This window comes from Saccharopolyspora sp. NPDC050642, from assembly GCF_040654735.1.
Taxonomy (GTDB): domain Bacteria; phylum Actinomycetota; class Actinomycetes; order Mycobacteriales; family Pseudonocardiaceae; genus Saccharopolyspora; species Saccharopolyspora elongata.
Window position 1 is genome coordinate 22,033 of record NZ_JBFAIN010000014.1, and the last position, 13,826, is coordinate 35,858.

Below are 13,826 nucleotides of genomic sequence, written 5' to 3' on the forward strand. Positions count from 1 at the left end.
GGGCGGGGTGCGAAGGGCGTCGTCGACCTGCGACGACGCCCTTCTTCGTCACTGCTCCAGGACGGCCTGCACGCCTAGCTCGATGCTGATCGTGGGGCCGACCACGGCGATGCCCTTCGCCAGGGTGGCCTGCCAGTTCACCGAGTAGTCCTCGCGGCGCAGCGTCCCGGTCGCGTGGCAGGCGACCCGCAGGTCGCCGTCGAAGCCCGGCCCCTGCCACTTCCGCTGGCCCAGGTAGGTGGTCTCCAGCTGCACCGGGCTGCTGGTGCCGCGCAGCGCCAGGCGGCCGCTGATCATCCAGCGATCGGCGCGCAGGTGCGTGAACCGGTCGCCGGTGAAGGTGATCCGCGGGTGGTTGGCCACGTCGAAGAAGTCCGCCGACCGCAGGTGGTCGTCGCGCATCTTCACGCCGGTCTCGATGCTGGCCGCGTCGATGGCCACCTGGATCCGCGAGTCCTCGAACCGCGGCGCCACCTCCACCACGCCGTCGTAGTTCTTGAACATCCCGTGGATCTTGGACATGCCGATGTGCTGGGCGATGAACCGGATCTCGGTGTGGTACGGGTCGAACCGGTAGCGGCCCGGGCTCGGCAGTTCCAGCGAGGCGTCCGGCTCCAGGCGGATGCCGCCGAGCGAGCAGTGCTGGTTGACCCGCACCTCGACGCGGGTGGTGTACCGGCGGTAGCCGCCCGCGCTGATCGACATCTTGTGGGTGCCGGGCGCGATCGAGGTGACGAAGCAGCCGTAGCTGTCGGTGGTGCCGTGCGCGGACCGCTGGTTCAGCCGGTCCAGCAGCGTCACGGTCGCGCCGGGCAGCAGCGAGCCGCTCTCGTCGTGCACCTGGCAGGTCAGCAGGCCGCTGTCGAGCGGCGTCGGGGGGAGGAAGCCGCCGGAGATGCCGGTTCGCGCCGGCGTGCCCTTGCTGGTCGAGTGCCGGCGACGCAGCCTGGCGAAGATCATTCGGTGCCCTCTTCTGGTCCTCCGGTCCCCGAACCGGATAAAGGTTGTGATTTCAACTAACTGACCATGGTACGGCCGCGAGCCCGGTGGTCCAGCCCTCCGGCGACGTTGGCTTCAGCACATCCGCCCAGCGGAACTACGACTCGCGCCGAGTCGTTTTCTGGGTGACCTTCGGATTACGTGGAAAGGTGTTCTGGGAGGCCATCCATCCCGGTCGGGGAACCGGGGCTGGCCCTCGGGCGGAGGCAGGCACGGTGCACAGTCACGTCAACGGTTTGAAGACCGCTCTGCTGCTCGGCGGCATGAGCGCGCTGGTCCTGTTGGTCGGGTCGATCTTCGGCCGGACCGGCCTGGTCATCGCGTTCTTCGTGGCGCTGGGCATGAACGGCTACGCGTACTTCAACTCGGCCAACCTGGCCCTGCGCGCGATGCGCGCCCGGCCGGTGTCGGAGGCCGAGCAGCCGGCCATGTACCGGATCGTGCGCGAGCTGGCGACCTCGGCGCGGCAGCCGATGCCCGCGCTGTACATCAGCCCGACGCGAGCGCCCAACGCCTTCGCCACCGGCCGCAACCCGCGCAACGCCGCGGTGTGCTGCACGTCGGGAATCCTCGAACTGCTCAACGAGCGCGAGCTGCGCGCGGTGCTCGGCCACGAGCTCTCGCACGTCTACAACCGCGACATCCTGATCTCCAGCGTCGCCGGGGCGCTCGCCAGCGTGGTGACGTTCCTGGCCAACTTCGGGATGTTCTTCGGCATGTTCGGCGGCAACGACGAGAACCGGCCCAACCCGTTCGCGATGCTGCTGGTGGCGCTGCTGGGCCCGATCGCGGCCGCCGTGGTGCAGATGGCCGTCAGCCGCTCCCGCGAGTACCAGGCCGACGCGTCCGGGGCGCAGCTGACCGGGGATCCGCTGGCGCTGGCGTCGGCGCTGCGCAAGCTGGAGCGCGGTACCCAGCTGGCGCCGCTGTCACCGGAACCCCAGCTGGTGTCCCAGTCGCACCTGATGATCGCGAACCCGTTCCGCCCTGGCGAGCGGCTGGCGCGGCTGTTCTCCACGCACCCGCCGATGGCCGACCGCATCCGCCGCCTGGAAGGCATGGCCGGCCACCAGCTCCCCCCGGCCTGGTGACGCAATTTCAATGGAAATCGGACCTTCGATTTCAATGGAAATTGCGGAGCCGTAACGGTGTGTCGCGCCCCGACACACCGCAACCTGTGGACAACCTCGGGTCCCTGTGGACAACTTCCGCAATTTCAATGGAAATCGGACCTTCGATTTCCATTGAAATTGCGGTAGGTGGGAGGAGCGGACGGGTCAGCCCGTGGCGCCGGAGCGGCGGGCGACGTCCATGACGTACTCGCCGTAGCCCGACTTGGCCAGCTTGGCGCCGAGCTCGAAGCACTCGTCCGCCGAGATGTAGCCCATGCGCAGGGCGATCTCCTCCAGGCAGGCGATCCGCACGCCCTGGCGGTGCTCCAGCACCTGCACGAACTGCGCGGCCTCCACCAGCGAGTCGTGGGTGCCGGTGTCCAGCCAGGCGAAGCCGCGGCCGAGCTGCGTCAGCCGCGCCCGGCCCTCCCGCAGGTAGGCGAGGTTGACGTCGGTGATCTCCAGCTCGCCGCGGGCCGACGGCGTCAGCCCCTTGGCGATGCCCACCACGTCGTTGTCGTAGAAGTACAGGCCGGTGATGGCCATGTTGGACTTCGGCTCCGTCGGCTTCTCCACGATCGACACCAGCCGGCCGTCCTCGCCCACCTCGCCGACGCCGTAGCGCTGCGGGTCGCGGACCGGGTAGCCGAACAGGGTGCAGCCGTCGAGATCGCGAACGCACTGCTGGAGAACCCGGGAGAAGCCCTGCCCGTAGAAGATGTTGTCGCCGAGCACCAGCGCCACCGGGTCATCGCCGATGAAGTCCGCCCCGATCACGAACGCCTCGGCGAGCCCGTTGGGCTGGGCCTGCTCGGCGTACTCGATGCGGATGCCGAACTGGGAGCCGTCCCCGAGCAGCCGCCGGAACAGCGGCATGTCGGCCGGGGTCGAGATGAGCAGCACTTCCCGGATGCCGGCCAGCATCAGCACCGACAGCGGGTAGTAGATCATCGGTTTGTCGTAGACCGGGAGCAGCTGCTTGGACACGGCCTGCGTCAGCGGATGCAGGCGCGTCCCGTTGCCGCCCGCCAGCACGATCCCCTTCACCTGGGTCCTCCAGCGGTGGTTTACCGGAAATTCTCGAACTGGAGCGGGGCGTCGAAGTCGCCGGACTTCAGCAGCTGGATCACGGCCTGCAGGTCGTCCTTCTTCTTGCCGGACACCCGCAGCTGCTCGCCCTGGATCTGGGCCTGGACGCCCTTGGGGCCCTCGTCGCGGATCTTCTTGGAGATCTTCTTCGCGACCTCCTGCGAGATGCCCTGCACGACCTTGCCGGTGGCCCGGAAGATCTGACCGGAGCTGGCCGGCTCGCCCATGTCCAGCGCCTTCAGCGAGATGCCGCGCTTGATCAGCTTCTCCTTGAAGACCTCGATGGCGGCTTTGCAGCGCTCTTCCGTCTCCGACTCCAGCACCACGCCGTTCTCGCCCGACCACTGGATCTTCGAGCCGGTGCCGCGGAAGTCGAACCGGTTGGCGAGTTCCTTTGCCGCCTGGTTCAGCGCGTTGTCCACCTCTTGGTGGTCCACCTTGCTCACCACGTCGAAGGACGGGTTTGCCACGTGACTACCTCCTGTTGAGCCGAAGCAGCGCGAGCTGCGAAGTTCTGCCGCCACACGCTACCGGCCAACGCAGCAGACCGGAGACCGGTCGAGCCGGAGTCGATTCGCGCTCGTCCCCGGCACCGGCCACGAACAGCGCAAACGAAGATGCCCCTGTGACCGGACCGGTCACAGGGGCATCTTCGCTGAGTGCCAGGTGGAGGATTCGAACCTCCGAAGGCATTGCCGGCTGATTTACAGTCAGCTCCCTTTGGCCGCTCGGGCAACCTGGCGTGCGCACCAGCAGCGCTGGCTTGCGAGGAAATAATACATACCGGCCGCCACCGGTATTCCAGGGGGGCCGCTCAGTCCGGCTCGGGGTGGAAGACCAGCGCATCGGCCTGGGCCAGGCCCGCGTCGAGCGCCGCGCGGGCCGTTTCCGGCAGCCCGTCGCGGAAGTCCGGGCCGGCCGCCTTGACGAGCACCATCAGCCGCTTCGCGAGCCCGCGGGCCTGGGTGAGGCGGATCTCCTCGGCCGCCAGCACCTGGCGGGAGTCGGCGATCAGCTTGCGGTAGCGGTGGTTGAGCTCGGCTCGGTCGTCGACGACGTCCAGCGCGCTCGCCAGATCCGCGAGTTCCGCCGTGCTGACCAGGACAAAGTACGGATCGGGCACGAATCCGCAGCCTAGTTGACCCGCGCCCGCCGGCCGCCGGGCGCGGGTTGGCGTCTTCTCGGCAGCACCGGCCGACGCTGCCGCGACCGGGCTAACCTGGGCGGATGGCCATAGATCGAGCAGGTCGGGCGAAGCGGCGGCAGGAGCAGCGCGCCGCGGCGCCGCCCACCCCGGCGCAGCCCGAGGAGCAGCGCCGGACCGCCTCGGCGGCGTTGGGCGTCGAGGGCCTGTTCAGCGCGGGGGCCAGGCACCAGCTGGAACAGCTCGCCTGGGTGGAGGTCGTCAAGGAGGACGACCGGGAGGCGGGCGGCCCGCTCGATCTCGACTCGGACGTCGTCCACCTGGAGCGGAAGAGCGGGTAAGAACCCCGCTCACCTCTGGAGCGGCGGCCCCGTGACCAGCGGGAATGGCGGTCGATCACGGCTGTTCGGCCGACCAGGCGCTCCACCGCGTCACCCGGATCACGATCAACGTGCCCGTCGGCGGGTGCTCCCGGTACTGCGGGTACTTCTCCACGAGCGCCGCGACGAGGTCCGGGCGCGCCGCGCTGCCGGTCTGCTCCGCCTCGCCGTCGGCGCGCGCCCACCACAGGCGGGACCAGTCGTCCTCGTAGTGGTCGGCGAGCAGCGCGACCTGCGGATTCGCGGCGATGTTGCGCAGCCGCCTGAGGTTCGTGGTCCGCTTCGGCTTGTGGTCCACTGCGGTGACGATCACATCCCCGCGGATCGCGAAGGTGATCGGCACCAGGTGCGGTCGTCCCAGCTCATCGGCGCTGGCCAGGCGTGCCGCCCGTGCCTGCGCGAACCAGCTCCGTGCCTGCTGTTGGCTGATGCGCATCGTCCGGTCCGGTCCGTATGTTCGGAGTGTGCCTTCGGCTCCATCCACCCCAGGGTCCGCCACCGTCGTCGGCCCCGGCTACCGCGACCAGCAGTACTGGCTCCGCTACCAGGACTTCTTCCCCGGTGCGCTCCGCGTCACCGCCGAGAACGCCCCGGCCGAGCAGTGGTGGCCGTGGCGCGGCACGGCGGTCCACCTCGACCGCGTCGCGCGCCCGAGCGCCCCGACCAAGCTGATCGCGTTGCACGGAGTCGGCACCTACGGCCGCATGCTCGCCCCGTACGGGCGGCTGCCGTCGCTGGCGGACTTCGAATTCATCGCCCCCGACCTGCCCGGCTTCGGCCTGACCGGCGCCTCCCGGCGCGCGATCACCTACCGGGACTGGGTTTCCTGCGTGCTCGACCTGGTCGAGGCCGAGCGGGCCCGCGACGAGCGGCCGATCGTGCTGCTCGGCGTCAGCACCGGCGGCCGGCTCGCCTACGACGTCGCCGCGCAGGCCGGCGGCGCGGTGGCCGGTGTGATCGCGACCTGCCTGGCCGACCCGCAGCGCGACGACGTTCGGCGGCGGCTCGCGGCCCGGCCGGAGATGGCCCAGTGGGCCGGGCTGCTGGCGCTGGTCCCGAGGCCGCTCGCGGCGGCGCGGGTGCCGGTGCACTGGCTGACGAACATCGCCGCGGCGTCCAACCACGGCCAGTTCGCCAACCTGGTGTGGGCCGACGAGATCGGCGGCGGCAGCTGGCTCGCGCTGGGTTTCGCCCGCAGCTGCCTGGCCACTCCGCCCGCGGTGGCGCCCGAGGACTACGCTGGGCCGCCGCTGCTGCTGGCGCACCCCGACGACGACCGGTGGACGCCGCTGCTGCTGTCCCGACAGTTCTTCGACCGGATCGCCGGGCCCACCCGCTTCGCGACGCTCAGCGGCGCCGGCCACCTCCCGGTGGAGGAGTCGGGGCTGGCGGATCTCGACCGCGCGGTCCGGGATTTCCTCGACGAGTTCGGGCTGCAGTAGTAACCGTCCGTTCTCGCCGGTCGCGTACGGTATTCGGCCCGTTCGGTTGCTGCGGCGATCATCACAAATCTTCGGGGTGCGCCTCGTCGCACCCGCCGGACCGCGGCGCCTGGCGGTCGTTGTGAAATCTTTGCTGGTCAACTCCCGATGCTGTGCAAGGATGTCGCCGCGAACCACCCGCATCAACGCAGATGCGTGCGTCCGGCAGATGCGACGGGGACCATTGGCCCCTGGCCTTCCGCGCGGTCGTGCGTCACGATTTGCCACGGCATTCGTGTGGTGCGCACGCGCCGCCGGCTTGGGAGGAGCGTGGATGATCGAGCGTCACCGCTCCCTCGGTCCGCAATCCAGCCTTGAATCCGCCCGCCCACCGGTGCGCGCCGAGGTGGATCCGGTCCGGCGCCGGATGTTCACCGGGTTCTCGTTCGTGGTCCTCGCCGCCGGCCTCCTCGCGTCCGCCGCGACCTCGGCCTGGCTGCCCTTCCACTACCGCTCGGACCTGCTGTTCATCGGGCCGCTGCTGGCCATGGGCTTCCTGCTGGCCGAGCAGCTGACCATCGACGTCGACGTGAAGCGGGTCGGCTGGACCATCTCGTTCACCGAGATCCCGCTGATCCTCGGGCTGCTGACGGTGCCGTTCGAGGTGGTGCTCGCGGCCAACCTGCTGGCCGGGCTCGGTGCGCAGGTCGGCCGTCGCGCGGCCACCCACGTCGTCTACAACGCGGGCGTGCTGTGCCTGGAGATCGCGGTGCCGTTCGCGGTGGCCAACGCGGTCAACCTGGCGCTGGTCGACGTGGCCCCGGCCTGGTTCGGCCCGGTCATCGGCACCCTGACGTCGCCGCTGATCAGCTGCGCCTTCGCACTCGCCGCGCTGCACGTGCTGGGCGGCGCGATGCGGGTGTCCGCCGGCGTGCGGCTCGCGGTGAACACGCTGGCCGTGGGCCTGCTCAACACCTCGGTCGGCCTGGTCGGCTACGAGGTCTCGATCAGCACGCCGTGGGGCTGGCTGCTGGTGGCGCTGGTCGCGGTGGCCGTGATCGGCCTGTACCGCGCCTACTCCGGCCTGCTGCGCGAGCAGCGCGACCTGGAGGCGCTCAGCGACGTCAGCCTGAGCGTGGCCCGCTCCGGGCAGACCGCCGCGCACGGCCCTTCGGACGCCGTGGCCGGCGAGCCGGAGGTGTCGGTCAGCGAGTGGGAGCCGGTCGCGGAGCGGATCCGGGAGCAGCTGAACGCGACCCGCGTTGTGCTGAGGCTGCGGCTGGACCCCAGTGGCGAGGTCAGCACGCTGGTCGCGGGGGAGTCGCTGCCGGAGATGGCGCAGCAAGCCGCGCCCTCGGCGCTGCGTGACGATCCGCTGCTCCAGCTGCCGGGTAGCCACGTGCGCTCCTTCCGGACGCTCGAAGCCCCCGAAGAGGTGCGGCGCGCGCTGCGCCAACGCGGCGCTTATGAGGCGCTCGTGGTGCCGCTGCGCGGTGCGAGCCAGCTGCTCGGGGCGGTCGAGGTGCACGACCGGGTCAGCCGGTGGCGCGGCTTCGGCCGGGCCGACGTGCGACTGCTGCACACCCTGGCCAGCCACCTCGCGACCGCGATGGACAACCGCCGGCTGCTCGCGCGGCTGCGGCACGACGCCTACCACGATCCGCTGACCGGCCTGCTCAACCGGACCGGCTTCCGCGAGATGGCCGCCGAGGAGCTGCGCAACGGGCGCACCGCGGTCGTGCTGCGGATGGACCTCGACGTGCTCACCACCGTCAGCGAGGCCCTCGGCTACACCTGGGGCGACCGGATGATCGTCGCCGCCGGGCGCCGGATGCGCGACGAACTCGGCGAGGCGCCGCTGGCCAGGCTCGAAGCGAACTCCTTCGCGGTGCTGCTGCTGGACCACAGCGAGGCCCAGGCGCACGAGTTCGCCCAGCACCTGCGCGAGGTGATCGGCAAGCCGTACCCGCTGGACCGGATCGTCGTGGAGGCCGCGGGCGTCGCCGGGTACGCCTCGTCCGCGCCGGCCGACGGCGAGTGCGAGACCGACATCGACACCCTCCTGCAGCGCTCCGACGTCGCGGTCCGGGCGGCCCGCAACGGCGAGGACGGGGTGCGCGGCTACGCCCCCGCGATGGGCCAGGTCTTCCTGCGGCGCTTCCAGCTGGTCACCCAGTTCCGGCAGGCGCTGGACACCGGTCAGGTCGAGGTGCACTACCAGCCGAAGGTCGCGCTGCCCGAACGCCAGGTGGTGGGCGCCGAAGCCCTCGTGCGCTGGTCGCACCCCGAGTACGGGCGGCTGGACCCGGACGAGTTCGTGCCGCTGGTGGAGGCGACCGGGCTGGTCGACGCGCTCACCGCGTTCGTCATGGAGTGCGCGCTGGTCAAGATCCGGAAGTGGATGGATCGCGGCCTGCGGATGTCGGTGGCGGTGAACCTGTCGGTGCGCAACCTCGCCGACGAGACCTTCCCGGACCGGGTCGGCGAGGCGCTGCTGCGCCACGACATCCCGCCGGAGCTGCTCACCTTCGAGCTGACCGAGTCCAGCGTGATGGCCGACCCCGAGCGCTCCCTGCCGCTGCTGCGGAGGCTGCACGCGATGGGCGTGGTGCTGGCGGTGGACGACTTCGGCACCGGCTACTCGTCGCTGGCCTACCTGCGGCAGCTGCCGGTGGACGAGGTGAAGATCGACAAGAGCTTCGTGCTCGGCATGGGCACCGACCTCGGTGACATGGCGGTGGTGCGCTCCATCGTCGAGCTCGGGCACTCGCTGGACCTCGCGGTGGTCGCCGAGGGCGTGGAGGACGACGCCGCCCGCGATCAGCTGGTGGAGATGGGCTGCGACGTCGCCCAGGGCTACCTGATCTCGCGCCCGCTCTCCGAGGAGCGGTTCGAGGCGTGGCTGCAGGCCCGCACCAAGCGCGGCCGGGGCGCCCGGTCCGAGACCGTCCTCACACTCCTGCACTGAGCCCGGTTTTCGCCCCCATGCGCCGCCTGTGGGTCGAAAACCCCGCCATGACCTGCGTTTTCGCAAAAAGGTACCCCCCTGTTTCGAGGGGGTCCGGGTGGTGTGTAAAGTTCTAGACGTTCCGCAAGGAAACGCCCCAATAGCTCAGTCGGCAGAGCGTCTCCATGGTAAGGAGAAGGTCTACGGTTCGATTCCGTATTGGGGCTCGAAAGACAGCTGCGGTACTCGGTAAACTGGGTGCTGTGGCTGTTTTGCATGGGATATCCTGCGTCGGCTGAGGCGCGAGGTGCGTGCACCGAAGGTCCCAGCATGGCGGTGTAGCTCAGTCGGTAGAGCAAGCGGCTCATAATCGCTGTGTCGCCGGTTCAAGTCCGGCCACCGCTACCAGTCACGGGTTCGCACGGATCTACGGCGAACCGTTCCGGATTTACGACCGAGAGAGAAAGGCACCCCCGTGGCCGCCACCGACGTCCGACCCAAGATCACGCTGGCGTGCGAGGAGTGCAAGCACCGCAACTACATCACCAACAAGAACCGGCGCAACGACCCGGACCGCTTGGAGATGAAGAAGTTCTGCCCGAACTGCGGTACGCACAAGCTGCACAAGGAAACCCGCTGACCCAGCGGTTCCGACCCCAGCTTCAGTGAGAGCCCGCCCCCGGATTCCGGGGGCGGGCTCTCGTCATTGTGCCCAGGTGTGCCGGGTAGCCTGCGGGCGTGCCGCTTGACCAGTCATTCATCGGGCGTGAGTACCCGCCCACGGCCGCCTACGAGGTGGGCCGGGAGAAGATCCGCGAGTTCGCCGCGGCCATCAAGGACGACTCGCCGCTGTACCGCGACGTTGACGCTGCCAAGGCCGCCGGATACCCGGACGTGATCGCGCCGCCGACGTTCGCGGTGATCCTCTCCATGGGTGCCCACGACGCGATCGTCGAGGACCCGCAGCTCGGCCTGGACTACAGCCGCGTGGTGCACGGCCAGCAGGACTTCACCCACCACCGGCCGATCCGGGCGGGCGACCGCCTTGTCACCGTGGTGCACGTGGATGACATCAAGGCCCGCGCGGGCAACGACTTCCTGACGGTGCGCGCCGAGATCGGCACCGTCGACGGCGAGCCGGTGTGCACCGCGAAGTCGATGCTGGTGGCCCGCGGCGCGGCCGACGAGGGGGAGGGCGCATGAGTAGCCCCGTGTCAACCCGAGTCCTCCCCAACCGCACCTCAGGGGAACGTGACGCAAACCAGCCACGAGAAGCTGCGAAACGCGGGATTGAGCCGGACGCAACCACGACTGTGAAACGCGGAGAGGCGGAACTGTCATGAGCGTGCGGATGTCCGAGGTCGCCGTCGGCGACCAGCTGCCGGTGCTGAGCGTGCCGCTCACCCGTGCCGATCTGGTCCGCTACGCCGGGGCGTCCGGTGACTTCAACCCGATTCACTGGAACGAGCGGTTCGCGACCGAGGTCGGCCTGCCCGACGTGATCGCCCACGGCATGCTCACGATGGCCGTCGCCGGCCGCCTGGTCAGCGAGTGGACGGGCGACCCGGGCGCGATCGTGCACTACGGCGTGCGATTCACCCGGCCGGTGGTGGTCCCCGACGACGGAACCGGGGCGCTGGTCGAGCTGTCCGGCAAGGTCGCGAAGAAGAACGACGACGGCACGGTGAAGGTCAGCATCACGGCCCGCAGCGCGGACCAGGGCGTCCTCGGCGGCGCCAGCGCCACCGTCCGCCTCCCGGAGTAACGAGAACGCGAAAGGCGCCCCCGGCGGCTCGGCCGGGGGCGCCTTTCACACGTTCGGGGCTACTTGGCTTCGCCGAGGAGTTCCGCCATCCGGGTCACGCCGGTGACGAGGTCCTCGTCGCCGAGGGCGTAGGACAGGCGGAAGTAGCCCGGGGTGCCGAAGGCCTCGCCCGGGACCACCGCGACCTCCGCCTGCTCCAGGACCAGGCTCGCCAGCTCCACGCTGGTCTCCGGGCGGACGCCGCGGATCTCCTTGCCCAGCAGGCCCTTGACCGACGGGTACGCGTAGAACGCGCCCTGCGGCTCCGGGCAGCTGACGCCGGGGATCGCCGAGAGCAGCTCGACGATCTTGCGGCGGCGGCGGTCGAACGCCGAGCGCATCTCCGCGACGGCGTCCAGGGAGCCGCTGACGGCCTCCAGCGCGGCCCGCTGCGAGACGTTGGCGACGTTGGACGACAGGTGCGACTGCAGGTTCCCGGCCGCCTTGATGACGTCCTGCGGGCCGATCATCCAGCCCACCCGCCAGCCGGTCATGGCGTAGGTCTTGGCGACCCCGTTGAGCACCACGCAGGTGTCCGCGAGCTCCGGGACCACGGCGGGCATCGACACGTGCCGGGCGTCGCCGTAGACGAGGTGCTCGTAGATCTCGTCGGTGACCACCCAGATGCCGTGCTCGAGCGCCCAGCGGCCGATCGCCTCGACCTGCTCCGGCGGGTAGATCGCACCGGTCGGGTTGGACGGCGAGTTGAACAGCAGCACCTTGGTGCGCGGCGTCCGCGCGGCCTCCAGCTGCTCGACGGAAACCAGGTAGCCGGTCGACTCGTCGGCGGGTACCACCACCGGAACTCCACCCGGCAGGGTGATCGCCTCCGGGTAGGTGGTCCAGTACGGGGCGGGCAGCAGGACCTCGTCGCCCGGGTCGAGCAGCGTCTGGAACGCCTGGTAGACGGCCTGCTTGCCGCCGTTGGTCACCAGCACCTGACTGGCCTGCACGGTGTAGGCGGAGTCCCGCAGCGTCTTCGCGGCGATGGCCTCGCGCAGCTCCGGCAGGCCGGCCGCCGGGCTGTAGCGGTGGTTCTTCGGGTCGGAGCAGGCGGCGATGGCGGCATCCACGATCGGCTGCGGCGTCGGGAAGTCCGGCTCACCGGCGCCGAACCCGATCACCGGCCGGCCGGCCGCCTTGAGCGCCTTCGCCTTGGCGTCCACGGCCAGCGTGGCGGACTCGCTGATCCCGCCGATCCGCGCGGACACCCGCGCCCTGGTCTCTTGGTCTGTCTGAGGTGCGGCCATGCTTGCATCCTGACAGACGCGGCGTGTCGTCGAACACGCTCCCCACCTGCGGCGGAGTTGTTCATGACCCGCCTCAGGGGGGTGCCGTTGGAGCAAGGTCGTCGGCGTGCCGTACACTTTCGAACCTGGGATGCCTGAACACCATGAACTCCGGTTCCATGGCCGGTGTCGGGCGTCCCGAAGTGCGGTCGGGCTCCAGGGCCGCAAAGGGGTGTAGCTCAATTGGCAGAGCAGCGGTCTCCAAAACCGCAGGTTGCAGGTTCAAGTCCTGTCACCCCTGCGTCGATGCGACGGTGAGCGGAGGATGGGCGTGAGCGAGGACCGCGAGCAGGGGCAGGACGGAGCGCGCGAAGACGCAGCCCGTCCGTCCAGCGCCGCGGCGCGGCGCGAGCGCCGTGCCTCCGCCCGTCCGGCCGGTCGCAAGGGCCGGTCCGGTGAGTCGGGTTCGGCCGGAGCGAACTCGGCGAGCACAACTGAGTCGAAGGGTCGGCCGACCCCGTCGCGGGATGGCCGGCAGGGTCGGGTTTCGCTGTTCCGGAAGATCGGACGCTTCCTGCGCGAGGTCGTCGCCGAACTGCGCAAGGTCATCTGGCCGACGCGCAAGGCGCTGGCGACCTACACCCTCGTGGTGCTGGTCTTCGTCAGCATCATGGTGGCGTTCGTCGCCGGCGTGGACGTGCTCTTCGCCAAGGGTGTGGGCTGGCTGTTCGGCTCCGGCTGAACGGCTGCGGGCCCGCCCTAGGTGGTGCCGGCGGCGGAACGACGACCCGGCACGCAACGCACGAGAGGAAGCGAGACCGACTGTGACCTCCCACGAGGGCCAGGAATCCACCGGCCTCACCGACGAGCAGGTGCAGCCCGAGGCCGCGGAGGCCGAGGCGACCGCCGACTCGGTCGACGCAGTCGAATCCGCGGACAGCGCCGACTCCGGCGAGGACACCGACTCGGCCGACCAGGCCGAGGAGTCGGCCGAGGACGCCGACGAAACCGGTGAGGAAGGCGAAACCGGCGAGGAAGCGGCCGGCGAAGAAGAAGTGGCCGCCGAAGCGGACCCGGTCGAGGAGCTGCGCGCGGCACTGCGGCGCGCCCCCGGCGACTGGTACGTCGTGCACTCCTACGCGGGCTACGAGAACAAGGTCAAGACCAACCTCGAAACGCGGGCCCAGACGCTCGACGTCGAGGACTTCATCTTCCAGGTCGAGGTGCCGACCGAAGAGGTCACCGAGATCAAGAACGGCCAGCGCAAGCTGGTGCAGCGCAAGGTGCTGCCCGGCTACATCCTGGTCCGGATGGAGCTCAACGACGCGTCCTGGAGCGCGGTGCGCAACACGCCGGGCGTCACCGGCTTCGTCGGCGCCACCTCCAAGCCGTCGCCGCTGACCATCGACGACGTGCTGAAGTTTCTGGCACCGCAGGTCGAGGAGAAGAAGGCCGAGCCGGGCAAGAAGGCCGCCGCGTCGGCCGCGGCCAAGCCCTCGGTCGAGGTCGACTTCGAGGTCGGCGAGTCCGTCACCGTCATGGACGGGCCGTTCGCGACCCTGCCCGCGACGATCAACGAGGTCAACCCGGACGCCCAGAAGCTCAAGGTGCTGGTGTCGATCTTCGGCCGCGAAACGCCGGTTGAGCTTTCGTTCAGCCAGGTTTCCAAGATCTGACCGCTCTCCCGCGGTGCGGGAGTGC

15 protein-coding genes and 4 tRNA genes are annotated in these 13,826 nt (G+C 70.0%); 12 read left to right on the top strand and 7 right to left on the bottom strand.

Going from position 1 to position 13,826, the window contains the following annotated elements:
- Positions 1-48 precede the first annotated feature (48 nt).
- A complete protein-coding gene (locus tag AB0H93_RS22080; protein ID WP_358574905.1) occupies positions 49-960 on the bottom strand; it encodes a YceI family protein in 912 nt (303 codons plus the stop codon).
- 254 nt (positions 961-1,214) lie between these two features.
- Between AB0H93_RS22080 and htpX the strand changes: the two genes are divergently transcribed.
- A complete protein-coding gene (gene htpX, locus AB0H93_RS22085; RefSeq protein WP_358574906.1) occupies positions 1,215-2,090 on the top strand; it encodes a zinc metalloprotease HtpX in 876 nt (291 codons plus the stop codon).
- 186 nt (positions 2,091-2,276) lie between these two features.
- On the opposite strand, the gene rfbA is transcribed toward htpX, so the two are convergent.
- From rfbA to AB0H93_RS22105, 4 genes are all read right to left on the bottom strand, one after another.
- Positions 2,277-3,158, bottom strand: coding sequence for a glucose-1-phosphate thymidylyltransferase RfbA (rfbA, locus tag AB0H93_RS22090; protein ID WP_358574907.1), 882 nt, complete (start codon positions 3,156-3,158; stop codon positions 2,277-2,279).
- Positions 3,159-3,178: 20 nt separating this feature from the next.
- Positions 3,179-3,670, bottom strand: a complete 492-nt coding sequence (locus AB0H93_RS22095) for a YajQ family cyclic di-GMP-binding protein (RefSeq protein ID WP_132490318.1) — start codon at positions 3,668-3,670, stop codon at positions 3,179-3,181.
- Between the two features lie 190 nt (positions 3,671-3,860).
- Positions 3,861-3,942, bottom strand: a tRNA-Tyr gene (locus AB0H93_RS22100).
- 72 nt (positions 3,943-4,014) lie between these two features.
- Complete coding sequence (locus AB0H93_RS22105) at positions 4,015-4,323, bottom strand: hypothetical protein (RefSeq protein ID WP_358574908.1); 309 nt, start codon at positions 4,321-4,323, stop codon at positions 4,015-4,017.
- A gap of 104 nt (positions 4,324-4,427) precedes the next feature.
- Here AB0H93_RS22105 and AB0H93_RS22110 point away from each other — a divergent pair, with 104 nt between their 5' ends.
- The gene (locus AB0H93_RS22110; RefSeq protein ID WP_358574910.1) at positions 4,428-4,685 is read left to right on the top strand and encodes a hypothetical protein; all 258 of its coding nucleotides are present in this window, start codon (positions 4,428-4,430) and stop codon (positions 4,683-4,685) included.
- A gap of 55 nt (positions 4,686-4,740) precedes the next feature.
- On the opposite strand, the gene AB0H93_RS22115 is transcribed toward AB0H93_RS22110, so the two are convergent.
- Positions 4,741-5,160 (bottom strand): TIGR03668 family PPOX class F420-dependent oxidoreductase, encoded by a 420-nt coding sequence (locus tag AB0H93_RS22115; protein WP_358574911.1) that lies wholly within the window; start codon positions 5,158-5,160, stop codon positions 4,741-4,743.
- Positions 5,161-5,188: 28 nt separating this feature from the next.
- On the opposite strand from AB0H93_RS22115, the gene AB0H93_RS22120 reads away from it, so the two are divergent.
- The 7 genes from AB0H93_RS22120 (at position 5,189) to AB0H93_RS22150 (ending at position 10,857) form a co-directional block, all read left to right on the top strand.
- Complete coding sequence (locus AB0H93_RS22120; RefSeq protein ID WP_358574913.1) at positions 5,189-6,166, top strand: alpha/beta fold hydrolase; 978 nt, start codon at positions 5,189-5,191, stop codon at positions 6,164-6,166.
- A 313-nt stretch (positions 6,167-6,479) separates the two neighbouring features.
- Positions 6,480-9,113, top strand: coding sequence for an EAL domain-containing protein (locus AB0H93_RS22125; RefSeq protein WP_132490308.1), 2,634 nt, complete (start codon positions 6,480-6,482; stop codon positions 9,111-9,113).
- A 133-nt stretch (positions 9,114-9,246) separates the two neighbouring features.
- Positions 9,247-9,319: transfer RNA gene (locus tag AB0H93_RS22130), tRNA-Thr, on the top strand.
- Positions 9,320-9,424: 105 nt separating this feature from the next.
- Positions 9,425-9,500: transfer RNA gene (locus tag AB0H93_RS22135), tRNA-Met, on the top strand.
- Between the two features lie 67 nt (positions 9,501-9,567).
- Entirely contained in the window at positions 9,568-9,732 is a 165-nt protein-coding gene (gene rpmG / locus AB0H93_RS22140; RefSeq protein WP_010315521.1) for a 50S ribosomal protein L33, read from the top strand.
- Between the two features lie 98 nt (positions 9,733-9,830).
- Positions 9,831-10,295: a MaoC family dehydratase N-terminal domain-containing protein gene (locus AB0H93_RS22145; protein WP_132490306.1), complete on the top strand. Its 465-nt coding sequence runs from the start codon at positions 9,831-9,833 to the stop codon at positions 10,293-10,295.
- A gap of 136 nt (positions 10,296-10,431) precedes the next feature.
- A complete protein-coding gene (locus tag AB0H93_RS22150) occupies positions 10,432-10,857 on the top strand; it encodes a MaoC family dehydratase (RefSeq protein ID WP_358574915.1) in 426 nt (141 codons plus the stop codon).
- Positions 10,858-10,916: 59 nt separating this feature from the next.
- On the opposite strand, the gene AB0H93_RS22155 is transcribed toward AB0H93_RS22150, so the two are convergent.
- Positions 10,917-12,146 carry a pyridoxal phosphate-dependent aminotransferase gene (locus AB0H93_RS22155; protein ID WP_358574916.1) on the bottom strand — a complete coding sequence of 410 codons (1,230 nt, stop codon included), beginning with the start codon at positions 12,144-12,146 and terminating at the stop codon, positions 10,917-10,919.
- A gap of 207 nt (positions 12,147-12,353) precedes the next feature.
- On the opposite strand from AB0H93_RS22155, the gene AB0H93_RS22160 reads away from it, so the two are divergent.
- The 3 genes from AB0H93_RS22160 (at position 12,354) to nusG (ending at position 13,801) form a co-directional block, all read left to right on the top strand.
- A tRNA-Trp gene (locus AB0H93_RS22160) sits at positions 12,354-12,426 on the top strand.
- Between the two features lie 30 nt (positions 12,427-12,456).
- Positions 12,457-12,867, top strand: a complete 411-nt coding sequence (gene secE, locus AB0H93_RS22165; RefSeq protein ID WP_358574917.1) for a preprotein translocase subunit SecE — start codon at positions 12,457-12,459, stop codon at positions 12,865-12,867.
- 82 nt (positions 12,868-12,949) lie between these two features.
- Positions 12,950-13,801, top strand: coding sequence for a transcription termination/antitermination protein NusG (gene nusG / locus AB0H93_RS22170; protein ID WP_358574918.1), 852 nt, complete (start codon positions 12,950-12,952; stop codon positions 13,799-13,801).
- Positions 13,802-13,826: the final 25 nt, after the last annotated feature.